This window comes from Leucobacter albus, from assembly GCF_039528015.1.
In the GTDB taxonomy this organism is placed as follows: domain Bacteria; phylum Actinomycetota; class Actinomycetes; order Actinomycetales; family Microbacteriaceae; genus Leucobacter; species Leucobacter albus.
The window spans coordinates 582482-603549 of record NZ_BAAAKZ010000003.1; the positions used below are offsets into that span (position 1 = coordinate 582482).

The following is a 21068-nucleotide window of genomic DNA, read 5'->3' on the forward strand; positions in this document are numbered from 1 at the left end:
TTCACGCGCGGCGCGCCCCGCGCTGCCCGCGCGTCGGGTACCGTTACAGGGTGACTGATGTATTCGGGGCCGGCGGCTTCTTCCAGGAGATCGCTGCGGCCAGTGCGCTCGACCCGCGGCAATTCTGGGGCATTCCGCTCGCGCTCGTCGGCGCTGCCCTGCTCGCCTTTGGCGCCCAGTATCAGTCGCGGGGGCTGAACAAGGTCGAGCGCATCGTCGGGGCGAGCGCCCACGCGGGACTGTCGTTCCGACACATGCTCAGCCTGCTGCGCAGGCCATCGTGGGTTGTCGGCACTGTGCTGCTCGGCCTTGCCGTCGTGTTTCAGCTCGGATCGCTCGCACTGTCGCCGATTACGATCGTGCAGCCGATCGGCGTAGTCGGGCTCATCATCACCTCGGTGCTCAACTCGCGCGTCTCGGGGGTGCGCCTCGGCAAGCGCGTCACGGCTTCGATCGCGCTCGCGGTTGTGAGCATTGCGGTGTTCGTGTTTGTGGCCGCGACCAACGTGTCTGACCAGGTCGTTACTGACGCGAAGCTCATCGCGATTCTCATCACGTTCGCCGTGGTGCTGCTGCTCGCGGTCGCGCTCTTCGTGCTCTACCGGCACCGCGGCATCGCGCTTATCTACATTGTCGGCGCCGGCGTGCTGTACGGCTTTGTCGCGACGTTTGCGAAGGTCGTGATCAGCCGCCTGCAGCAGGGCGACTTCGAGTGGCTGACCTGGCTGTGCGTTGCCGCCCTCGCGGCAGGAGCGCTGCTCGGCATGCTCTTCGTGCAAAACGCGTACTCCTCTGGCCCGCCCGATCTCGTCGTCGCTGGGTTGACGGTGATCGACCCGATGGTCGCCGTGTTCATCGGCATCCTGATCCTCGGCGAGGCCGCGCACGCGCCGCTCTGGGTTTCGGCGGTGTTCGTCGTCACCGGCGTCACCGCGATGGTCGGGGTAATTGGCATCTCTCGGTTTCACCCGCAGACCGGCAAGTCGGTGCTCGAGCACACGGGCAAGATGCCCGTTGTCACTCCCATCGACGACCGAGAATAGCGCGCCGCTGCTCGCGGAGGGCGGCAGGCGTGCACTGCAGGAGAGGGCGGACTGGCGACGCCGTTGTCAGCAGCCCTGCCCGAAACCCTATCGCCTGCGCCGACCGCGTGCCGGGAACGTAATCGTTCTGTGATGCGGGCCCGGCCCGACGGAGCTCTGCGCCCGGCCACGGGGTGGCGCGCTACGCGATGGCGCCTGAGACCCAGTAGACTAGAGCGGTTGCCGAGGGGCGTTAGCTCAGTTGGTTAGAGCACCGGACTCATAATCCGTCGGTCGCGGGTTCAAGCCCCGCACGCCCTACTTCTTTCGTCGCAGCTGCGCTCTCGTTGTGCACGCAGCCCAACCCTGAACGGCGTGTGGCCCGATACCTCGAAGGTACCGGGCCACACGCCGTTCGCTTGAAGGCTAGGAGTCGTACGAGCGAATCGCTACGACCGCGTTGTGCCCACCGAACCCGAACGAGTTCGAGATTGCCAGCTGCGGGCCCTCGGGGAGCGGCTGCGGCCCGCCTGAGACCATGAGCGGAATCTCGGGGTCTTGGTCGACGAGGTTGATCGTCGGGGGAGCGACGCGGTGGTGCACCGCGAGCACCGAGAACAGCGCCTCGAGCGCACCGGTGCCGCCGAGCAGGTGCCCGGTCGCGGCCTTCGTAGCCGACACGGGAATCTCGCGCGCGCGATCCCCGAACACGCCGAGCAGGGCGGTGTACTCGTTGATGTCACCGACGGGCGTCGAGGTCGCGTGGGCGTTGACGTGAGTGACGTCTTCGGGGTGGGCCCCGGCCTGCGACAGCGCAAGCTTCATCGCGCGAATCGCGCCGTGGCCCTCGGGGTCGTTCGCGGTGATGTGGTAGGAATCTGCGGTGACGCCGCCGCCAGCGATCTCGGCGTAGATCTTCGCGCCGCGCGCGAGCGCGTGCTCTTCGGTCTCGAGCACGAGTGCTGCCGCACCCTCGCCCATCACAAAGCCGTCACGGTCGGTGTTGTATGGGCGCGAGGCGGTCTCGGGGGAGTCGTTGCGCCGGGAGAGCGCCTGCATCGACGAGAACGACGCGAGCGTCACGGGGTGGATCGCGGCCTCGGATCCGCCCGCGATCACGACGTCGGCGAGCCCAAGCTGAAGATGCTCGTAGGCGTTCGCAATCGACTCCGTGCTCGACGCGCACGCCGATGCGACGGTGCGGGCGAACGCCCGTGCTTCGAAGTGCATCGAGATCGCGGCTGACGGCGCGTTGGGCATGAGCATGGGCACCGTGAGCGGCATAACGCGGCGTGGGCCCTTCTCGCGCAGGGTGTCCCAGGCATCGAGGAGTGACCAGATGCCGCCGATGCCGGTCGCCCAATCGACGCCTAGGCGCTCAGCGTGCACATCGGGCGAGCCAGCGTCGGCAAACGCCTCCTTCGCGGCGACGAGGGCGAACTGGCTCGACGGGTCGAGCCGCTTGGCGACTGGGCGCTCGAGTACCTCGGTTGGGTGCACGCGGGCCTGGCCGGCGAACGAGACGGGAAGATCGTACTTTTCGATCCAGTCGGCCTCGATCGTGCGCACGCCAGATTCGCCTGCGAGCAGGGCCTCCCAGCTCTCGCTCGCGGTTCCGCCAAGTGGCGAACTAGCACCGATACCGGTGACGACGATCTTCTTGCTCATGTGTTGCGCTCTCCGCGTGGCTCTGGGGACCCGCCCTTGTGGGGCCTGCGTCCCAAAAAGTCTGTGTGATGAAGCGTGCGGCTGGGGTGGGCGCTGCGTCTGCAGCTCGCCCCACCCCGCCGCGGAAGCTTCGCTTAGGCCTGGGCCTTGACGATGAAGTCGACTGCGTCGCCGACGGTCTTGAGGTTCTTGACCTCTTCGTCGGGGATCTTTACGTCGAACTTCTCTTCTGCGTTGACGACGATGGTCATCATCGAGATCGAATCGATGTCGAGGTCGTCGGTGAACGACTTGTCGAGGGCGACAACGTCGGCCGCGATCCCAGTCTCATCGTTGACGAGCTCGGCGAGACCAGCGAGGACCTCTTCGTTGCTGAATGCCATTGGATTCTCCTTATTTGATGGGGGTTTGTAGTAAACCTCGTGCAGTAGTTTCTCGCAACTTCACCGGGGAAGTCGACAGGGCGCGCGGGGCGAGCCGAGAGCGGACTGCTACGGAAGCTCGATGATCTGCGCGCCATAGACGAGCCCGGCGCCGAAACCGATGGTGAGGGCGAGCCCGCCAGAGAGCTCGGGGCGCTCGGCGAGCAGGGCGTGCATCGCGAGCGGAATCGAGGCAGCCGAGGTGTTGCCCTGGAGCTCAATGTCGCGCGCGATGGCGACCGTCTCGGGGAGCTTCAGCTGCTTCGCCAGCTCGTCGATGATGCGCATGTTGGCCTGGTGCGGAATGAACGCCGCGAGATCGCCCGGCTCGATGCCAGAAGTCTCGAGGGTCTTGCGGGCGACCTTCGCCATCTCCCACACGGCCCAGCGGAACACCGTCTGGCCGTCTTGGCGCAGCGTCGGCCACGCGACAACGCCGGGAGCCTCGCGGTACTCCTCGAACGTCGAGGTCATGCTGATCGTGTCCCACTTCTCGCCGTCCGAGCCCCACACTGTCGGGCCGATGCCGGTGTGGTCGCTCGGGCCGATGACGACAGCGCCTGCGCCGTCGCCCAGCAGGAACGAGATCGACCTGTCGGTCGGGTCGACGACGTCGGAGAGCTTCTCGGCGCCAATGACCAAGACGTTCTTGCAGACACCGGAGCGCACGAGCGCATCGGCCTGGCCGACGCCGTAGACGTAGCCGGCGCATGCCGCAGAGATGTCGAAGGCCGCCGCTGGCGTGAGGCCCAGCTGGTGCGCGGCGAGTGCCGCCATCGACGGGGTCACCGCGACGTTCGAGATCGTCGAGATAATCACGCCGTCGATATCTTCGAGGGCGAGACCAGAGCGCTCAATCGCCTCGCGGCCAGCAGTGACTGCGAGATCGACGGCGTTCAGGCCCTTGCTTGCCCTGCGCCGCTGCACGATGCCGGTGCGCTGACGAATCCACTCGTCAGACGAGTCGATCGGGCCGACGAGGTCGTCATTGGGTACATCGAGATCGCCGCGGGCGGCTCCGACAGAGAGCACGCGCGTGTGCGCCGGCCCGGTGGGCTGTACGAGGGTTGCCACGATAAATCCTTTCGATCAGGCCGCGTCTGCGAGGAGCTGCACGGCAGCCTCGAGATCGGCCGGAGTCTTAACAGCGACGGTTGGCACGCCCTTCAGGCCGCGCTTGGCGATGCCCGAAAGTGCGCCGGCCGGGGTGAGCTCGATGAGCCCGGTGATGCCCGCTGACGTGAACGATTCCATGCAGGCGTCCCAGCGCACCGGGTTCGCGATCTGAGAGACGAGCGAGTCGCGAAACGCGGCACCGGAGCTCACGAGCGCGCCGTCTGCATTGCTCCAGAGCCTGCGCGTCGGGTCATTCAGCTCGACTGCAGCAGCTGCCTCAGCAAGCACGGGCACCGCCGATGCCATGAACGGCGTATGGAATGCGCCCGCGACCTGCAGCGGAATAACCCGCGCTCCGCGCGGAGCGTTCTCGGCGAGCGCGGCGAGCCCGGCGGGGGAGCCGGCGGCGACTATCTGGCCGCCGCCGTTGCGGTTCGCCGGGGTGAGGCCTGCGGCTTCGATAGCCACGAGTACGTCGCTCTCGATGCCTCCGACGACGGCCGACATGCCGGTCTCTTCCGCGGCCGCTGCCTCGGCCATCGCGCGACCGCGCACACCGACGAGGCGCATTGCGTCAGTCTCGGTGAGCACGCCGGCGATCGCGGCGGCGGCGAACTCGCCGACGGAGTGGCCCGCGACGCCAGCGGTCGACAGATCTGCTCGCGCAGCGAGCGCGCGCCACGACAGTATCGAGGCGGCCACGATGAGCGGCTGCGCAATCTCGGTCGCGCGAATCGTGTCGGCATCGCTCTGGGTGCCGTGGAGCAGCAGATCGACGCCGGAGGCCTCTGACGCGGCCTCGAGGAAGCTGCGCGACGCGGCATCCTCGATCCACTCGGAGAGGAAACCTGGTGTTTGGGAGCCCTGGCCCGGGCAGGCGATAACAATCACGTCATTTAGTTTCTCAGATGGGGCGCGAAGTGTCTGCATATAGTCCACGATAAATTCGAAGATCCATTGTAGAAACTTGCTATGAACCTCGTTTTGGTGGGCGCCGGCCGCCCTGCTGGGCGATCGAACCGGCGATGAGCGCAGACTGCAGAATGAGCGATTCGCGCGCGCCAGTTGCGTTCCAGCCGATGACCTCCGACACCTTCTTGAGGCGGTACCGCACGGTATTGGGGTGAACGAATAGCTCTCGGGCCGTCGCCTCGAGCGACCGGCCGTTGTCGAGGTAGCACCAGAGCGTTTCCATGAGTTCTGCCGAGTGCGACAGCAGGGGCTCGTAGATCTGCTCGATGAGGGTGCGCCGCGCGAGGCCATCGCCCGCGAGTGCACGCTCGGGCAGCAGATCGTCGGCGAGCACTGGGCGAGGGGCGTGCCGCCAGGCACGCGCGACGGCCACGCCGGCGAGCGCCGCGCGGGCGCTGCGGGAGGCCTCGATGAGGTTGTCGACCGTCGGCCCGAGCACGAGCGGGCCGTCTGCGAAACCGTCAGCGAGCTTTGCAGCGATCTGCAAGAAGCTCCTGTGCGGCTCCTCGGGAACAGCGGGCGTTGCCGCCGCGGCGTCTTTCGCCTGGGGCGCCATTCGGCCGAGCACGAGCACGAGCCGCGTGCCCTGCAGGCCGATGAGCACGTCGGCGCCGGCGTGTCTGGCCGTGCGACGCAGCTGATCCACATCGACGGAGCGCTCGGCGCTGCCGACCAGCACGGCGGCCTCGCCCTCGCCGTGCCAGCCGAGGGCGGCGATGCGGCTCGGCAGCTCGTCGTCGGATTCGCCCGTGAGAATCGAATCGACAACGAGCGCCTCGAGCCGCGCATCCCACAGGCCTCTGGCCTCAGCCTGCCTGGCGTACACATCTGCCGCGGCGAACGCCACGTCGCGCGAGTAGTGCAGAATTGCCTCGCGCAGTGAGTCACTGCGCGGCGCGACGCGCTCCTCGACGACCGTGACAACGACCCTGATGAGCTGCAGCGTCTCCTGCAGGCTGATCGATCGCAGCAGCTCTCGCGGCGCAGAACTGAAGACGTCGGAGGCGATCCACGGCGTCGACCCGGGGTTCTCGTACCACTGAATGAACGAGCTGATTCCGGTCTGGGCGACGAGACCGACGGCCGAGCGGCGGCTCGGGGGCATGCTCCCGTACCAGGGGAGCGTGTCCTCGAGCCGCGTCACCGTCAGCGTTGCCAGCTCGCCCGAAATCGTGCGCAGCCAGGCGAGTTCCTGATCTTTATGTGTACTCATTCGAGCGCTTGGTTACGCGTCTCCGCCCGCGCCGCCGGTCGAGCCGGCGTTCACGTCGTCGAGGCGGTAGCGCGCTGCGGCCTCGACCGCGACGCTCTTGTCGATCTTCCCCTCGACGGCGAGGCGCTGCAGCACCTTCACGACGAGCGACTCGCGATCGATCTTGAAGAAGCGACGGGCGGCAGCGCGCGTGTCGGAGAAACCGAAACCGCTCGCGCCGAGCACCGAGTAGTCACCGGGAACGTACGGGCGAATCTGCTCGGGCACCTCGGGCGTCCAGTCGCTGACAGCGACCTTCGGGCCCTCAGCGTTCGCGAGCTTCTCCGTGAGGTACGCTGTGCGCTGCTCGCCACCGAAGTTGTCGAAGTTGTGCTGCTCGGCGGCGAGGCCGTCGCGCTGGAGCTCGCCCCAGCTCGTGACGCTCCAGACGTCAGCGGCAACGTCCCAGTCTTTCGCGAGGAGCTCCTGCGCCTCGATTGCCCACGGCACAGCGACGCCGGAGGCGAGGATCTGCGCGCGGTGCGTGCCTGCCTTCGCCTCGCTCACGCGGTGCAGGCCGCGTACGATGCCGTCGACGTCAACGTTCTCGGGCTCGGCGGGGTGAATCATCGGCTCGTTGTACACCGTGAGGTAGTACATGACGTTCGGGTCTTCGTGCTCGCCGCCGTACATGCGCTCGATGCCCGAGCGCATGATGTGCCCGATCTCATAGCCGTAGGCCGGGTCGTAGGAGACGACAGCAGGGTTCGTCGAGGCGAGCAGCAGCGAGTGGCCGTCTGCGTGCTGCAGGCCCTCGCCCGTGAGCGTCGTGCGGCCGGCCGTCGCGCCGATCATGAAGCCGCGCGCCATCTGATCGCCCGCCGCCCAGATCGCGTCGCCGGTGCGCTGGAAGCCGAACATCGAGTAGAAGATGTAGATCGGAATGAGCGGCTCGCCGTGGGTCGAGTAGCTCGTACCGACGTTCGTGAACGCGGCCGCCGCTCCCGCCTCGTTGATGCCGACGTGCAGCAGCACGCCCTGCGGGCTCTCCTTGTAGGCGAGGAGCAGCTCGCGGTCGACCGAGGTGTAGTTCTGGCCGTGCGGGTTGTAGATCTTCGACGTCGGGAAGTAGGAGTCCATGCCGAAGGTGCGTGCCTCATCGGGGATGATCGGCACGAAGCGGCCGCCCATGTTCTTGTCGCGCATGAGGTCCTTGAGCAGGCGCACGAACACCATGGTGGTCGCGGCCTCCTGCGTACCCGAGCCCTTCGCGGCGATCGCGTAGCTCTTGGCCTCGGGTACGGCGAGGTCGACGTGCTTCGTGCGGCGCTCGGGCAGGTAACCGCCGAGCTCGCGGCGACGCTCGTGCATGTACTGGATCGTCGGGTCGTTCTCGCCCGGGTGGTAGTACGGCGGGAGGTACGGGTTCTCCTCGAGCTGCGCATCGGTGATCGGGATGTGCATGGTGTCGCGGAACAGCTTGAGGTCGTCAAGCGTCATCTTCTTCATCTGGTGGGTCGCGTTGCGGCCCTCGAAGTGCGGGCCGAGGCCGTAGCCCTTGATCGTCTTCGCGAGAATGACGGTCGGGCGACCCTTGTGCTCCATGGCTGCCTTGTACGCGGCGTAGACCTTGCGGTAATCGTGCCCGCCGCGGCGCAGGCCCCAGATCTGGTCATCGGTGTAATCCTTGACAAGGTCGAGCGCGCGCTCGTCGCGGCCGAAGAAGTGTTCGCGCACGAAGAGGCCGCTCTCGGCCTTGTAGGTCTGAAAGTCTCCGTCGGGAGTGGTGTTCATGAGGTTCAGCAGCGCGCCGCTCGAATCGCGTGCGAGCAGGTCGTCCCATTCGCGGCCCCAGACGACCTTGATGACGTTCCAGCCGGCGCCGCGGAAGTAGCTCTCGAGCTCCTGGATGATCTTGCCGTTACCGCGCACCGGGCCGTCGAGGCGCTGCAGGTTGCAGTTGACCACGAAGGTGAGGTTGTCGAGGCCCTCGTTCGCCGCGACCTGCAGCTGGCCACGGCTCTCGACCTCGTCCATTTCGCCGTCGCCGAGGAACGCCCAGACATGCTGGTCGCTGGTGTCTTTGATGCCCCGGTTCGTGAGGTACTTGTTCACCTGAGCCTGGTAAATAGCGTTGATCGGGCCGAGGCCCATCGACACCGTCGGGAACTGCCAGAACTCGGGCGCGAGCCGCGGGTGCGGGTAGCTCGGGAGTGCGTTGGGGGCGTGCGACTTCTCTTGCCGGAAGCCGTCGAGCTGATCGGCGGTGAGCCGCCCCTCGAGGAAGGCGCGCGAGTACATGCCGGGGGAGGCGTGGCCCTGCACGAAGATCTGGTCGCCGCCGCCGGGGTGGTCTTGGCCGCGGAAGAAGTGGTTGAAGCCAACCTCGTAGAGCGATGCTGCTGAGCCGTACGTCGAGATATGGCCGCCGACGCCAATGCCCGGGCGCTGCGCACGGTGCACGGTCATTGCCGCGTTCCAGCGAATCCACGAGCGGTACTGCCGCTCGGTCTCGTGGTCACCGGGGAACTCCGGTTCGTTCTCCGACGCAATCGTGTTCACGTAGTCGGTTGTCGGAACCATCGGCACGCTCAGGTGCAGCTCGCGCGAACGCTCGAGCAGGCTCGTCATGATCTCGCGACCTCGGCCTGGGCCGTGCGTCTCTACAACGCCGTCAAGTGACTCGCGCCATTCGGCGGTCTCGGCGGGATCCATGTCTTCGTGATCCTGGGAGTAAGGATCTTGTGTGTTCACAGCCACGGAAAGTGCTCCATTCGCCACCACGCGCACAAAGCATGGGCATGTGGGTTCAGCCCCTGTTGAGCACGCAACTCATAAAACGCCCCGCAGGTTAGCGGGCACCTCCCAGACTAGCGAATATCCACGACCAATCGACGAATCTATTGGGTGTCTTCGTCATTCTCGAACAATCTTCAGGTCGGCGCGGCGCTAGTCTGGGGGCGAACGATTTTCGCGAAGGGGCGCCAGCGCGCTCGAAAGGTTGATGGAACATGGCTCTAGCAGTTGGCGCGGTCGCGCCCGACTTCACGCTTTCCGACCAGCACGGTGAGGAGCTTACGCTCAGCGAACTCGTTGCGGAGGGGCCAGTGGCGCTCGTCTTCTTCCCGCTCGCGTTCTCGGGCATCTGCACGGGCGAGCTTTGCGAGCTCCGCGACAACCTGCAGATCTTCGAAGACAGCAAGGTGCGCCTCGTCGGTGTCTCGGTCGACTCCGTGTACGCGCTGAAGGCGTGGGCCGAGGCCGAGGGCTACGAGTTCTCGATTCTCTCCGACTTCTGGCCGCACGGCGCCGTCGCGAAGGAGTACGGCGTGTTCGTCGAAGAGGCTGGCATCGCCACCCGCGCGACCCTCGTGATCGGTGAGGGCCGTAAGGTGCTCGCGTCCTTCGAGACCGCCCCAGGCCAGGCGCGCGACTTCGGCGCCTACCGCGAGGCGATCGCGGCGATCGCGTAGCGCCGGCGGCGGAGCGAACGCCCACGGCGCCAGCAACACGCGGCGCCCGCAATACACAGCGCGGCCCACACCGACACGAGTTCGGTGTGGGCCGCGCCTGCGTTCGGGCGTGCGCCTACTGCTTCTGTTGCCTGCCCTGGTGGCCCTGGGCCGAGCGGCGCGGCGGGAACACCGCGCGGGTGCGCGAGATGCGGTAGTCGATTCTGTCGTCGACGTAGGTTTCGATGGCGGGGTGCTCGCCGATGTTTTCGGCGAGCTGAGTGGTCATGTGCTCGGTGAGGCGCTCGATTCGCTCAGTTCGCTCCGCGCGCTCGAGCACGCGATCGTCGATGCGCAGCGCGCGGATCGTTGCGAACGCCATGAGGAGCAGGATGACGCTGAACGGCAGCGCGGTGGCCAGCGCCGCAGCCTGGAGCGACTTCAGCCCGCCCGCGAGGAGCAGCGCGATCGCGACGAGCCCCTCGATCACCGACCAGAGCACGCGCGACCAGGTCGGCGGGTTCGGGTGGCCCCCTGAGGCGAGCATGTCGACGACAAGCGAGCCCGAGTCTGACGAAGTAATGAAGAAGATCGCGACGAGCAGGATGCCGACGACCGAAAACACGGTGCCGAGCGGCAGGTCGCCGAGTATCTTGAACAGCACGCTGTCGACGTTGAGCTCCCCGTCTTCGACGAGGTCGCCCGCGCCAAAGAACTGCCGAAACAGGCCGCTGCCGCCCAACACGGAGAACCAGAGAATGCCGACGAACGTCGGAACGAGCATCACCCCGGCGACAAACTCACGGATCGTGCGCCCGCGCGAGATGCGCGCGATGAAGATGCCGACGAACGGCGACCACGAGATCCACCACCCCCAGTAGAAGATCGTCCAGTTCGCGAACCAGCTCGTTCCCTCGCCCCGCTGGAACGCGCCGACGTCGAACGTCATCTGCATGAAGTTTGCGAGGTAGAAGCCGATGGACTCGGTGAGGTTTTGGAACAGGAAGAGCGTTGGCCCGAGCAGCAGCAGGGAGATGAGCAGCGCGCCCGCGAGCGATAGGTTGATGTTCGACAGCCACTTCATGCCGGCGCCGATTCCGCTGATCACGGAGATCATGGCGATGAGGGTCACGGCGATGATGAGCACAACGAGGGTGGTGTTGTCGACGCGATCGACGATGCCGATCTCGAGCATGCCGGCCGAGATCTGCTGCACGCCGAGCCCGAGCGACGTCGCGACGCCGAACACCGTTCCGAGGATGGCGAGGATGTCGATGACATCGCCGGTCCACCCCTTGACCCGCTCGCCGAACAGCGGTTCGAGCGCCCAGCGAATCGAGACGGGCCGGCCCCTGCGATGAATCGCGTAGGCGATTGAGAGGCCGATGATGGCGTAGATAGCCCAGGGGTGAATGCCCCAGTGCACGAATGTCTGAGCCATCGCCAGGCCGGCAATCTGCGCCTGGTTGCCCTCCCAGCCCGGCTTCGGGTCGACGGTCGCGTAGGTGAGCGGCTCGCCGACGCCGTAGAACACCAGGCCGATGCCCATCCCGGCCGCGAACAGCATCGAGAACCACGACAGCAGGCCGAACTCGGGCTCGTCGTCATCGCGGCCGAGCCTGATACGGCCAAGCCGTGAGAATCCGAGCGTCGCTGCGATCGCAATAAACGCTGCGACGATGAGCATGTAGTACCAGCCGAGATTGCTGACGATCCACCCCTGCACCGCGCTGAATGTCGATTCGGCGGAGTTCGGCCAGACCACCGCGTATGCGACGAGTGCGAGGATGATGAGCAGCGCGGGCCAGAAGACCCTGGGTGAGATCATTCCCCTACCGATGCGCACGCCGTGAGTGCGCAGCTTGGCAGTGATTCGCTCGTCACTGTCGTCGTCGTTGATCTGCACGGCCTCGTGGAGGTGCACCGTGTCGGGGAGCTCGAGATCTCCCGGCTCAAGCAGGAGCGAGCCGGTCGCGGTCGGTGGCTCGATCCCAGCCCCGTCTGCCGGTGGCGGTTGGCCGTCGGTGGGGAGGTGGCCGTCGCCAAGATGCGGGCCCGAGGCTGTCGGATCGAGATTGTCTGGGATGGTGTGCTCTGTTGAGCTCACGGAATCAGCTCCGTCAAGGTGGGTCGGGTGACACACCGGGGCAGTTCCCTCAAGAAGTTTCCCCTGATGCGCAACTGTGATGAGGTAAATTGCTGCTCGCTAAGGCGAGGCAGTGCACTATCTTTGCACAGTCTTAGCGGGTCGCAAAGCCCTGCGCGACTGCGTGAGTGAAAATTTTGGTGGGCCCGGCCGGGATCGAACCGACGACATCCACGGTGTAAACGTGGCGCTCTACCAGCTGAGCTACAGGCCCTCCGCTCGCGTAAGCGAACTCCACCAGTCTAGTGTGGAATCGCGCAGCAAACGAATTCGGGAGCGCGCGTGTTGCCACAAACGAACGGAGTCGACGTGCCAGCGTTCCCGCAAGACCCTATGCCACCGTTGCGATCGGCGGGCGCCGCCACCGGAGATCGCTCAGAGTCCGCGCCGCAAATTGCTGCTGAGGCTCGGGGCGCGCGCGGGCGTGGCGCGGCATCGCTCGGCACGGGACAGGCCGCCAGCCGTGGTGGCGCGGGCGCGTGGGCCGGCAGCGGATCCGCAACGATCGAATCGCGCGCTACCCGGTTCGCGGTCGCTGCCTTCGCGATCGCAGGGCTGCTCACGGCTGCCCTCATCTCGGGCGGCAGGGTGCCCCTCGCGGGCGAGGGCTCGCTCGGGAGCATCGGCGCCTGGTGCGCGGGCGCGGCCGCGGGGAGCGCATTTGCGGTGTCGTTCCTTCTTGAGGCCCACCGTGGGCGAGCCGCATGGCGCAGACGGTTGCCGCGAGCGAAACAGGCGTTCGACGTCGTGGTACTCACGGTCGCCTTCGGCATGCTCTCGTACCTTGCGATTATGGCAATCGCCGAGTTGTTTGCGCTCGGGTTCACCGGCCTCACGGTCGACCCGCTCGGCGGCGGCGTGCTCGCGGGGGCTGCTGCTGCTGCCATGACCTATTTTGGTGCGCTCGCCGGGTCGCGCGTCACCGCTGAATCGGTCGCGCTGCTCGCGACAATGCAGCTCTTCTTCGGCACCATGGCGAGCATGGTCACCTCTCCCGACACCTCGTGGTGGCAGTTGCACTTCTCGCAGCTCGGCAACGAGGGCGGCGCCGCGGGCTATCGCTTCAACGTGTCGCTGATCATCACAGGCCTCGCGCTGACGGTGCTCGCAAACTACATCGGCAACGACGTTCACCGCGGGCTCCGCGCGCGCGGCGTCGAGCAGCCGCGGCTCGTGCGGGCGCTCTGCTGGCTGTTCGCCGGCATTGGTCTCTGCATGGCGATCGCTGGGTCGGTGCCGGATGCCGAGAACATCGTCGTGCACGTGGGATCCGCGAGCGGCATGCTCGTGCTGTTCGGCGCGTTCGTGTGGGTATCGCTCGCGCGCATCGAAGACGTGCCGCGCGAGCTCGTCGTGTTCTCGCTCATTGTCGTCGTTAGCATCGTCATCGCCGTGCTGCTGTGGGTGCCGTTCGGCTACTACAATCTCACCGGCACGGAGTTCATGGCCGCCGCGCTGCTGTTCGCCTGGCTGATGGTGTTCGTGCGCACGATTGGGGCGTACGCGATCGCGCCACACGAGGCGGCTGGCGGGGCTGCTGGCGGGGCTGCTGGCGGGGCGCTCGCGGGGCCGAACGCCGCCCGCGGGAATAGCCGGGCGCGTGGCCCGGTTGGGGAGTGAGGCGGGCCGAGTGCGGTCGCGCGACAACTAACGCGAGAACGGCGGCGACCCTGTATGAACGAGTTTGAAGCGGGCGATGCCCTGAAGCGGGCCTTTCGAGATCACCCCGCGGGCGTCGGCCTGATCACGGCGCAGACGCCCGACGGGCCGGTGGGGCTCACCGTGTCGAGCGTCGCATCGGTCGCGGTGGATCCGCCAGCGCTGTCGTTCTCTGTCACGCGGGCGACCGGAAGCGCCGGTGGTGTGCTCCACGCCGACTCCTTTGTGGTGCACCTGCTCGATGCGCGCCACGCCGAGATCGCGCAAACGTTCGCGGTGTCGGGCACGGAGCGGTTTACCGAGGAGCAGGGGTGGGAGACGCTGCCGACGGGGGAGCCGCTGCTGCGAGGCGTGCGCGTCGCGCTCAGGTGCCGGTCGCTGCACCAGCTCGAGGTCGGCTCCTCGGTTATCGTCGTCGCGGGCGTGCTCGACGCGCACTTCGGCGAAACCGCCGAGCCGATGAGCTACATCGACCGCACGTTCCGCGGGCTCGGCGAAACGATCTAGCGGGGCGCGGGCGGGCCCTGCTACCAGCCGCGCTCGAGCCAGGCGGCGATCTGCGGCGACTCGGCGCCTACGGTTGTCGCTGCGCCGTGGCCGGGGTGCACGGTCGTCACGGCGGGCAGCGTCAGCAACCGGGTGTTGATCGACTCGATGATCTGCGCAAAATCGGAGTATTCCCACCTGGTCGCGCCTGGCCCGCCCTCAAACAGGGTGTCACCCGAAAAGAGCGTCGCGATCGAGCCGGCATAGAACGACACCGACCCCGGGGTGTGCCCCGGGGTGTGGAGTGTCGCGAGCTCGTGGCCACCGACCGAAAAGACGGCGCCATCGGCGAGTTCAAAATCAGGCAGGCGATCGACGCCGTGCGTCTCTTCCCAGAGAAACAGGTCTGCGGGGTGCAGGTAGAGGTGTGTGTCGAGCCGATCGGCGAGCGCGATTGCCGCGTTCACGTGATCTTCGTGGCCGTGGGTGAGCAGGATGCCGAGCGGATCGCGCGCTCCAACGGCGGCAGCGACGGCCTCGGCGTCGTGCGCTGCATCGATGATGAGCGCCGAGCTGTCGTCGCCGACGACGAACACGTTGTTCTCGATCGGCACCCCGCCCGGCGGGTACTCGGGGCGGCCTGCCCCGAGTACCCCAGACGTGACGACCCGGTGAATCTGCAGCTCGTCGGTCATACCCGCGACTACTCCGCGCGGGTGACCACGGTGGTGCACGGCAGCGCGTTGAGCACCCCGTGGCTGACCGAGCCAAGGAGCAGACGCGAGAAGCCACCGCGCCCGCGGCTGCCGACGACGACCATCTCCGCGTTCTCAGCGACCTGGAGCAGCGCGGTCACCGGGGGAGCCTGCACGATCTCGCGTCGCACCTCGAGGTCGGGGTAGCGCTCCGCGAGACCCGCGGTGCCGATCGCGATCGACTCCTCGGCGGCCGACTGCTGCGCGGTGACGAGCTCCTCGCTCCAGAGGTACTCGAGGCCCGGGGTGAGCGGCGGCATCCACGCGTAGACGGCCACGAGCGGCACGCCACGGAACGACGCTTCTTCGGCGGCGAACGCGATGGCACGCTTCGAGGCCTCAGACCCGTCGACGCCCACGACGACGCCTGAGCCAGCCGCCCCTTGCTCGGCGGGAATAACCGCGACGGGGCAGTGCGCGACCGCGGCGATCTTCACCGCGCGGGTGCCGAACACCGAGCCGGCAAACTTGCCGCCGGTGTGCGCCCCGAGCACGAGCAGATCGGCGTGCTTCGAGGCGGCCTCGACCTCGGCGATCGGGTGCCCGACGACGGCCGACCCCGAGATCTCGCCCGAAAACCCGAGCTCGGTGCGGGCGCGCTCGATCTCGTGAGCGAGCATCTGCTCCGAGGCGGCCTGCGCCTCAGAGAGAAACGCAACGCTCTCTGAGAGGAAGGAGTCGTCTGCAACGTGAATGAGCTCGACCGTCGCCCCGCGCTCTGTCGCGCGGGCCAGACCCCACTTCAGTGCGGCCCGGCTGTGGTCTGATCCATCAACGCCAATGAGGTATTTCTCGGACATGGCGAGTTCCTTCCTGTTTCGGGTGGATGTTCTGTGTTCCGCCTACTTGGAAAGTACCGGAAGCTGGAGCGGGTGGCCACCCGCAAGCTGCTCGATGACGCGAACGACCTGGCAGCTGTAGCCGTACTCGTTGTCGTACCAGACGTAGAGCACTGCGGTCTTGCCCGTGACGATCGTTGCGAGGCCGTCGACGATGCCGGCGCGGTTCGAGCCGACGAAGTCGGTCGAGACGATCTCGGGTGACTCGACGTAATCGATCTGGGTGCGCAGGCTCCCGGTGAGCGACACCTGCTCGAGCAGCGCGTTCAGCTCCTCGGTGGTGGTCTCGCGCTCGAGCTGCAGGTTCAGCACGGCCATCGACACGTTGGGCGTAGGCACGCGAATCGCGTTGCCCGTGAGCTTGCCCTCGAACTCTGGCAGGGCCTTCGCCACGGCCTTCGCCGCCCCGGTCTCGGTGAGCACCATGTTCAACGCTGCCGAACGCCCGCGGCGGTCACCCGAGTGGAAGTTGTCGATGAGGTTCTGGTCGTTCGTGTACGAGTGCACGGTCTCGACGTGACCCTGCGTGACGCCAAAGGTGTCGTTCATGACCTTGAGCACGGGGGTGATCGCGTTCGTGGTGCACGACGCGGCCGAGAGAATCGTGTCGGCGTCGGTGATCTTGTCGTTGTTCACGCCGTAGACGACGTTGAGCAGGTCGCCCTTGCCCGGTGCGGTGAGTACGACGCGCGAGACGCCCGAGTTCTTCAGGTGCTGGCCGAGCCCCTCGGCATCGCGCCAGCGGCCGGTGTTGTCGACGAGAATGGCGTCTTCGATGCCGTAGCTCGTGTAATCGACGTCGGCGGGGTCGCTCGAGTAGATCACCTGAATGCGCACGCCGTTGGCGAGAATGACGTTCTCGTCTTCGAGTACCTTGATGGTGCCGTTGAAGGGGCCGTGCACGGAGTCGCGGCGCAGCAGGTTGGCGCGCTTGACGAGATCGTGTTCGCCGTTCTTGCGCACAACGATGGCGCGCAGGTTCAGGCCGTTGTGGCTGCCGGCGTGCTCGATCATGATGCGGGCCAGCAGGCGGCCGATGCGACCAAAGCCGTAGAGCACGACATCGCGGCCCGAGGCCGGCTTTGCGTCGAGTGCGGGCGCCAGCTCGGTGCGCAGGTAGCCCTCGAGGTCGCTTGAGGAGGAAGCGCGGAAGCCATTCGCGAGCAGTGCAAGGTCGAGCGAGACCGGGCCGGGCTGGATCGCGGTGAGTGCCTCGACGATCGCCGAGGTCTCAGCGATCGACAGTTCGGCGTCGTCGATCTTGCGCGCGTAGCTGTGGGCGCGAATGATGTCGATTGCCGAACGGCCGATGAGGCTGCGGCCGTGCACCGACATGACGATGTCGTGTTCGCGGTACAACTGACCGATGAGCGGAATCATTCGCTCCGCCAGCGCCTGCTTTGTGTTCCAGGCTTCGAGGTGGTCAGTGGTGGGCTGATTCATGTGAACCGACGGTTCCTTCCGACGTCAATCGGGCGCCGATGTGTTTTGCCCCCGACTTGCTGAGTGATTCGCCCTCAGTATCCCATGCGCATGACGCTATGTGACGCTCCGATTGGGGGATTTGGCGAGTTCCGGTGAGGATTGTCTAGTAACGGATGGCACATAGTGATTCTTGCCACGGCGCAAGATTCCTGCCACATCCCTCCCAGTCTCCGAGCAACAACCCCAAAGGAACATCATGTCTCTGAAGAAGCGCGGCGTTATCGCCGCTTCGATTGCGGCCCTCGCTATCGCCGCCACCGCACTCACCGGCTGCGCCTCGGAGCCGGCCTCGAGCGGCGACGGCGGCACCTCCGAGGGCCCCGTGCGCATCGGCGTCGTTCCCGGCGGGCAGCCCTACTGGGAGGTATTCGTTGAGGAGGCCGCTGCCGAGGGCATCGAGGTCGAGATCGTCGACTTCAACGACTACCCGCAGCCGAACCCCGCTCTGTCGGCCGGAGACCTCGATCTCAACCAGTTCCAGCACATCATCTACCTGGCGAACCACAACGTCGAGGCAAACGATGATCTCGTCGCGCTCGGCTCGACGGTCGTGTACCCGCTCAACGTGTTCTCCGAGAAGTACGACGACATCAAAGACATCCCCGAGGGCGGCACCGTCGCGATTCCGAACGACGAGTCGAACCGCGCTCGTGCGCTGCTTGTACTGCAGTCGCTCGGCCTCATTGAGCTGAAAGACGGCGGCAGCGCAACCTCTGACGCGAGCGACATCGTCGCCGAGAACTCCCGCGTGAAGGTGACCGAACTCGGCGCCGAGCTCATTCCAGCGTCGCTGCCCGACGTCGACGCCGGCGTCATCAACAACGACTACGTCGAGCCAGCGGGCCTCGACTTCGCAGACTCGCTCGGCTCCGACAGCGCAGACGACCCCGCGGTGCTGCCGTACACGAACATCTTCGCCGCCCGCGCCGAAGACAAAGACAACAAGACCTACCTCAAGCTCGTCGAGATCTACCAGACGAACGAGAAGGTGCAGGCCGCGCTCAAGGACTACGTCGGCGACGGCGCGGTGCTCGCAAAGCTTACCCAGGCAGAGCTCGCCGACACCCTCGCCGAGGCCGAAGAGAGCTACCGCGCAACCAAGTAGTCGGGGCGGGCACTCACGAGCATAAGACCCAGGGCCGGGTCGTGACGCTGCAGCCGCAGCGGCGCGACCCGGCCTGTGGTGTATGCCCGGGGTGTGTTCGCCCCGCCCCGCTCGCGCCCCTCCCGTCATAGCTCATACCAACTAACAAGTAAGCTCGAATCTCATGACCCGCGTTGAACTCCATTCGGTCGGCAAGCGATACCCCGCGCGCGGCCGCTCCGGATCTGAAACTACCGCCGTCGATGGCGTGACCCTCGAGGTAGCCTCGGGCGAGATTCACGCGGTTATCGGCTACTCGGGGGCGGGCAAGAGCACCCTGCTGCGGCTCGTGAATGGCCTCGAGCGCGCCACGAGCGGTCGCGTGATCATCGACGGCGAAGACATCACCGGTTACTCCGAGGGGCAGCTTCGCGCCGTGCGTTCGCGCATCGGCATGATCTTTCAGCAGTTCAACCTGTTCCACTCAAAGACGGTCGCGAAAAATGTCGAATACCCGCTCGCGGTTTCCGGCACGCCGCGGGCCGAGCGGGCCGGGCGGGTGCGCGAGCTGCTTGAGTTTGTCGGGCTTGCCGACCACGCCGACTTTCACATCGAACAGCTCTCGGGTGGCCAGAAGCAGCGCGTCGGCATCGCCCGCGCGCTCGCGACGAACCCCGGGCTGCTGCTCGCCGACGAGGCGACGAGCGCGCTCGACCCCGACACCTCGCGCGAGGTGCTGCAGCTGCTCAGCCGGGTGAACTCCGAGCTCGGCATCACGATTCTCCTCATCACCCACGAGATGGACGTCGTGCGCGAGATCGCGCAGCGGGTCACCGTTATGGAGGGCGGCAGGGCCGTCGAACAGGGCGAGGTCTTCGAAGTGTTCTCGAACCCGCAGACCGACACCACCCGCCGGTTCGTCTCGACAGCCCTGCCAACGGAGCCGAGCGCGACGCACCTGCGCGAGCTGCGCGAAAAGCACCGCGGCAAGCTCGTGACGCTCACGTTCCGCGACGGCAGCGCAGACCAGCCGGTCGTGTTCCAGACGCTCGCAGACCGTGGCGTTGGCGTGAGTATCGTGCACGGCGGCATCACCGATGTCGGCGGGCGTTCGTTCGGCAAACTTACGCTCGAGCTGATTGGCGAGGGGCTGCAGGTCGAGCACGCGATCGCCGCGCTCGCGCAGCACGCCGAGTTGGAGGTACTCGCATAATGGATCGTCTCATCGAACTTCTGCCGGCGCTCGGCCAGGCCGCGCTCGAAACGCTGCTGTATGTCGGCCTGGCGATGCTCATCGGCGGGGTTGTCGGGTTGGTCATCGGGGTGCTGCTCACCACGACGCGAACGGGTGGGCTGCTCGAGAACAAGCCGACTTACTGGGTGCTCAACGTGCTCGTGAACTTCTTCCGGCCGATCCCGTTCATTATTCTGGTCGTCGGCCTGATGCCGCTCGCGCGACTCATTACGGGCACGGGCATCGGCGATCCGGCACTCATTTTCACCCTGATCTTCGCGGCCTCGTTCGGCATCGCTCGCCTCGTCGAGCAAAACCTGCTCACTGTGCCGCCCGGGCAGATCGAGGCCGCGCGAGCCATGGGGGCTGGCCCGTTCCGCATCATTACAACGGTGCTCATTCCCGAGGGGCTTGGCCCGCTCGTGCTCGGTTACACCTTCGCCTTTATCGCGGTCGTCGACATGTCGGCGATGGCGGGAGCGGTCGGCGCAGGAGGCCTCGGCGACTTCGCGCTGAAGTATGGCTTCAGGCAGTTCAATCCGTGGGTGACCTGGTCGGCTGTGCTGCTCATCATCATTCTGGTGCAGCTCGCGCAGCTCGTCGGCAACCTGGTGTCGCGCCGGCTGCTGCGGCGGTAGCGCCGAAGCAGGCGATACGCTGGTCGCATGACGCCATCGACGCCATTGACGCCACACACCCTCGCCGATCTTCGCCGCGAAACCGAGGCCATGTGGCCCGTAGACACCGCAGAGTCGTGGGATCGCGTCGGGCTGGTGACGGGCCGCAACGACGCGCCGCTCAGGCGCGTGCTGCTCGCCGTCGACGCGGTCGAGGCGACGGTGGGTGAGGCCGTTGCGTGGCAGGCCGACGCGCTCATCACGCACCACCCGCTGCTGCTTCGGGGGATCCACACGGTCGCCGAGGACACGGGAAAGGGTGCGCTGCTCGCGTCGCTCATTCGCGCGAATTGCGCGCTCCTCGCCGCACACACCAACGCCGATCAGCCCGCGGGCGGCGTCTCTGACGTGATCGCAAACAGGCTCGGGCTCGAGGGCGCAACCCCGATCGTGCCGCACGCGAGCGACGCCGCGATCGGAATTGGCCGGGTCGGCACGCTGCCGCGCCCGATGTCGCTGCGCGAGTTCGCCGAGCTCGTGGCGGCCATGCTGCCCGCGACCGTCAGCGGCGTGCGCGTGGCGGGGGAGGCGGATCGGCAGGTGCGGTCGATCGCCCTGCTCGGCGGTGCGGGCGACAGCCTGCTTGACCACCCGGCCGTTCGCGCGGCAGATGTCTACCTAACGTCTGATCTGCGGCACCACCCGGCGCAGGAGGCGCTCGAGCTCGCCGCCGTCGCTGGCGGCCCAGCCCTCATCGATGTGGCCCACTGGGCGAGCGAGTCGCTGTGGTTGCGCGGCGCTGCCGACGAGCTGAGTTCGCGGCTTCCCGGGGTCGAGTTCCGCGTGAGCGAGCTCTGTACCGACCCGTGGAGCTTTTCTGTCGGGGCTCGCCCGGGAAGCGCGGTCGGCGCAGAGTAAG

18 protein-coding genes and 2 tRNA genes are annotated in these 21068 nt (G+C 66.7%); 9 read left to right on the forward strand and 11 right to left on the reverse strand.

Annotation, left to right across the window (positions count from 1 at the left end):
• Positions 1–50 precede the first annotated feature (50 nt).
• Together ABD115_RS06310 and ABD115_RS06315 are read left to right on the forward strand one after the other, a co-directional pair.
• Positions 51–1043 (forward strand): DMT family protein, encoded by a 993-nt coding sequence (locus ABD115_RS06310; protein ID WP_343959333.1) that lies wholly within the window; start codon positions 51–53, stop codon positions 1041–1043.
• A gap of 226 nt (positions 1044–1269) precedes the next feature.
• Positions 1270–1343: transfer RNA gene (locus tag ABD115_RS06315), tRNA-Ile, on the forward strand.
• A 105-nt stretch (positions 1344–1448) separates the two neighbouring features.
• Here the strand turns inward: ABD115_RS06315 and ABD115_RS06320 are convergent.
• The 6 genes from ABD115_RS06320 to aceE all read right to left on the reverse strand — a co-directional run bounded on the left by ABD115_RS06320 (position 1449) and on the right by aceE (position 9152).
• Positions 1449–2690: a beta-ketoacyl-[acyl-carrier-protein] synthase family protein gene (locus tag ABD115_RS06320; RefSeq protein ID WP_343959335.1), complete on the reverse strand. Its 1242-nt coding sequence runs from the start codon at positions 2688–2690 to the stop codon at positions 1449–1451.
• 134 nt (positions 2691–2824) lie between these two features.
• Positions 2825–3073: an acyl carrier protein gene (locus tag ABD115_RS06325; protein ID WP_010157098.1), complete on the reverse strand. Its 249-nt coding sequence runs from the start codon at positions 3071–3073 to the stop codon at positions 2825–2827.
• Between the two features lie 108 nt (positions 3074–3181).
• Positions 3182–4189 carry a beta-ketoacyl-ACP synthase III gene (locus tag ABD115_RS06330; protein WP_343959872.1) on the reverse strand — a complete coding sequence of 336 codons (1008 nt, stop codon included), beginning with the start codon at positions 4187–4189 and terminating at the stop codon, positions 3182–3184.
• A gap of 12 nt (positions 4190–4201) precedes the next feature.
• The gene (locus tag ABD115_RS06335) at positions 4202–5119 is read right to left on the reverse strand and encodes an ACP S-malonyltransferase (protein ID WP_343959338.1); all 918 of its coding nucleotides are present in this window, start codon (positions 5117–5119) and stop codon (positions 4202–4204) included.
• Between the two features lie 79 nt (positions 5120–5198).
• Complete coding sequence (locus ABD115_RS06340) at positions 5199–6413, reverse strand: PucR family transcriptional regulator (RefSeq protein ID WP_343959340.1); 1215 nt, start codon at positions 6411–6413, stop codon at positions 5199–5201.
• 12 nt (positions 6414–6425) lie between these two features.
• Positions 6426–9152, reverse strand: coding sequence for a pyruvate dehydrogenase (acetyl-transferring), homodimeric type (gene aceE, locus ABD115_RS06345; RefSeq protein ID WP_343959342.1), 2727 nt, complete (start codon positions 9150–9152; stop codon positions 6426–6428).
• A gap of 251 nt (positions 9153–9403) precedes the next feature.
• On the opposite strand from aceE, the gene ABD115_RS06350 reads away from it, so the two are divergent.
• Positions 9404–9865, forward strand: a complete 462-nt coding sequence (locus ABD115_RS06350; RefSeq protein WP_343959345.1) for a peroxiredoxin — start codon at positions 9404–9406, stop codon at positions 9863–9865.
• A gap of 115 nt (positions 9866–9980) precedes the next feature.
• Here the strand turns inward: ABD115_RS06350 and ABD115_RS06355 are convergent, their stop codons facing one another.
• Together ABD115_RS06355 and ABD115_RS06360 are read right to left on the reverse strand one after the other, a co-directional pair.
• A complete protein-coding gene (locus ABD115_RS06355) occupies positions 9981–11951 on the reverse strand; it encodes a BCCT family transporter (RefSeq protein ID WP_382389171.1) in 1971 nt (656 codons plus the stop codon).
• 177 nt (positions 11952–12128) lie between these two features.
• Positions 12129–12204: transfer RNA gene (locus tag ABD115_RS06360), tRNA-Val, on the reverse strand.
• Between the two features lie 68 nt (positions 12205–12272).
• Here ABD115_RS06360 and ABD115_RS06365 point away from each other — a divergent pair.
• Together ABD115_RS06365 and ABD115_RS06370 are read left to right on the forward strand one after the other, a co-directional pair.
• Positions 12273–13610 (forward strand): DUF998 domain-containing protein, encoded by a 1338-nt coding sequence (locus ABD115_RS06365; protein WP_343959347.1) that lies wholly within the window; start codon positions 12273–12275, stop codon positions 13608–13610.
• 54 nt (positions 13611–13664) lie between these two features.
• A complete protein-coding gene (locus ABD115_RS06370; RefSeq protein WP_343959349.1) occupies positions 13665–14156 on the forward strand; it encodes a flavin reductase family protein in 492 nt (163 codons plus the stop codon).
• Positions 14157–14176: 20 nt separating this feature from the next.
• Here ABD115_RS06370 and ABD115_RS06375 read toward each other — a convergent pair whose 3' ends face one another.
• The 3 genes from ABD115_RS06375 to ABD115_RS06385 are packed head-to-tail and all read right to left on the reverse strand — an operon-like array spanning position 14177 to position 17172.
• Positions 14177–14830, reverse strand: a complete 654-nt coding sequence (locus tag ABD115_RS06375) for an MBL fold metallo-hydrolase (RefSeq protein WP_343959351.1) — start codon at positions 14828–14830, stop codon at positions 14177–14179.
• Positions 14831–14838: 8 nt separating this feature from the next.
• Positions 14839–15690 carry a universal stress protein gene (locus ABD115_RS06380; protein WP_343959353.1) on the reverse strand — a complete coding sequence of 284 codons (852 nt, stop codon included), beginning with the start codon at positions 15688–15690 and terminating at the stop codon, positions 14839–14841.
• A gap of 42 nt (positions 15691–15732) precedes the next feature.
• Positions 15733–17172 carry a glyceraldehyde-3-phosphate dehydrogenase gene (locus ABD115_RS06385; protein ID WP_343959355.1) on the reverse strand — a complete coding sequence of 480 codons (1440 nt, stop codon included), beginning with the start codon at positions 17170–17172 and terminating at the stop codon, positions 15733–15735.
• A gap of 238 nt (positions 17173–17410) precedes the next feature.
• Between ABD115_RS06385 and ABD115_RS06390 the strand changes: the two genes are divergently transcribed.
• From ABD115_RS06390 to ABD115_RS06405, 4 genes are all read left to right on the forward strand, one after another.
• Positions 17411–18319 (forward strand): MetQ/NlpA family ABC transporter substrate-binding protein, encoded by a 909-nt coding sequence (locus ABD115_RS06390; protein WP_343959357.1) that lies wholly within the window; start codon positions 17411–17413, stop codon positions 18317–18319.
• A gap of 163 nt (positions 18320–18482) precedes the next feature.
• Positions 18483–19511, forward strand: coding sequence for a methionine ABC transporter ATP-binding protein (locus ABD115_RS06395; protein ID WP_343959359.1), 1029 nt, complete (start codon positions 18483–18485; stop codon positions 19509–19511).
• Entirely contained in the window at positions 19511–20170 is a 660-nt protein-coding gene (locus tag ABD115_RS06400) for a methionine ABC transporter permease (RefSeq protein ID WP_343959361.1), read from the forward strand. The genes ABD115_RS06395 and ABD115_RS06400 overlap by 1 nt, the downstream gene beginning before the upstream one ends.
• A 27-nt stretch (positions 20171–20197) precedes the next feature.
• Positions 20198–21067, forward strand: coding sequence for a Nif3-like dinuclear metal center hexameric protein (locus ABD115_RS06405; RefSeq protein ID WP_343959363.1), 870 nt, complete (start codon positions 20198–20200; stop codon positions 21065–21067).
• Position 21068 lies beyond the last annotated feature (1 nt).

Excerpts from the sequence above, each read along its gene's own strand:
- ABD115_RS06325 (WP_010157098.1), bottom strand. The coding sequence starts at position 3,073 with ATGGCATTCAGCAACGAAGAGGTCCTCGCTGGTCTCGCCGAGCTCGTC.
- ABD115_RS06390 (WP_343959357.1), top strand. The coding sequence starts at position 17,411 with ATGTCTCTGAAGAAGCGCGGCGTTATCGCCGCTTCGATTGCGGCCCTC.
- ABD115_RS06350 (WP_343959345.1), top strand. The coding sequence starts at position 9,404 with ATGGCTCTAGCAGTTGGCGCGGTCGCGCCCGACTTCACGCTTTCCGAC.
- ABD115_RS06380 (WP_343959353.1), bottom strand. The coding sequence starts at position 15,690 with ATGTCCGAGAAATACCTCATTGGCGTTGATGGATCAGACCACAGCCGG.
- ABD115_RS06375 (WP_343959351.1), bottom strand. The coding sequence starts at position 14,830 with ATGACCGACGAGCTGCAGATTCACCGGGTCGTCACGTCTGGGGTACTC.
- ABD115_RS06340 (WP_343959340.1), bottom strand. The coding sequence starts at position 6,413 with ATGAGTACACATAAAGATCAGGAACTCGCCTGGCTGCGCACGATTTCG.
- ABD115_RS06400 (WP_343959361.1), top strand. The coding sequence starts at position 19,511 with ATGGATCGTCTCATCGAACTTCTGCCGGCGCTCGGCCAGGCCGCGCTC.
- ABD115_RS06395 (WP_343959359.1), top strand. The coding sequence starts at position 18,483 with ATGACCCGCGTTGAACTCCATTCGGTCGGCAAGCGATACCCCGCGCGC.
- ABD115_RS06320 (WP_343959335.1), bottom strand. The coding sequence starts at position 2,690 with ATGAGCAAGAAGATCGTCGTCACCGGTATCGGTGCTAGTTCGCCACTT.
- ABD115_RS06370 (WP_343959349.1), top strand. The coding sequence starts at position 13,665 with ATGAACGAGTTTGAAGCGGGCGATGCCCTGAAGCGGGCCTTTCGAGAT.
- ABD115_RS06405 (WP_343959363.1), top strand. The coding sequence starts at position 20,198 with ATGACGCCATCGACGCCATTGACGCCACACACCCTCGCCGATCTTCGC.
- ABD115_RS06385 (WP_343959355.1), bottom strand. The coding sequence starts at position 17,172 with ATGAATCAGCCCACCACTGACCACCTCGAAGCCTGGAACACAAAGCAG.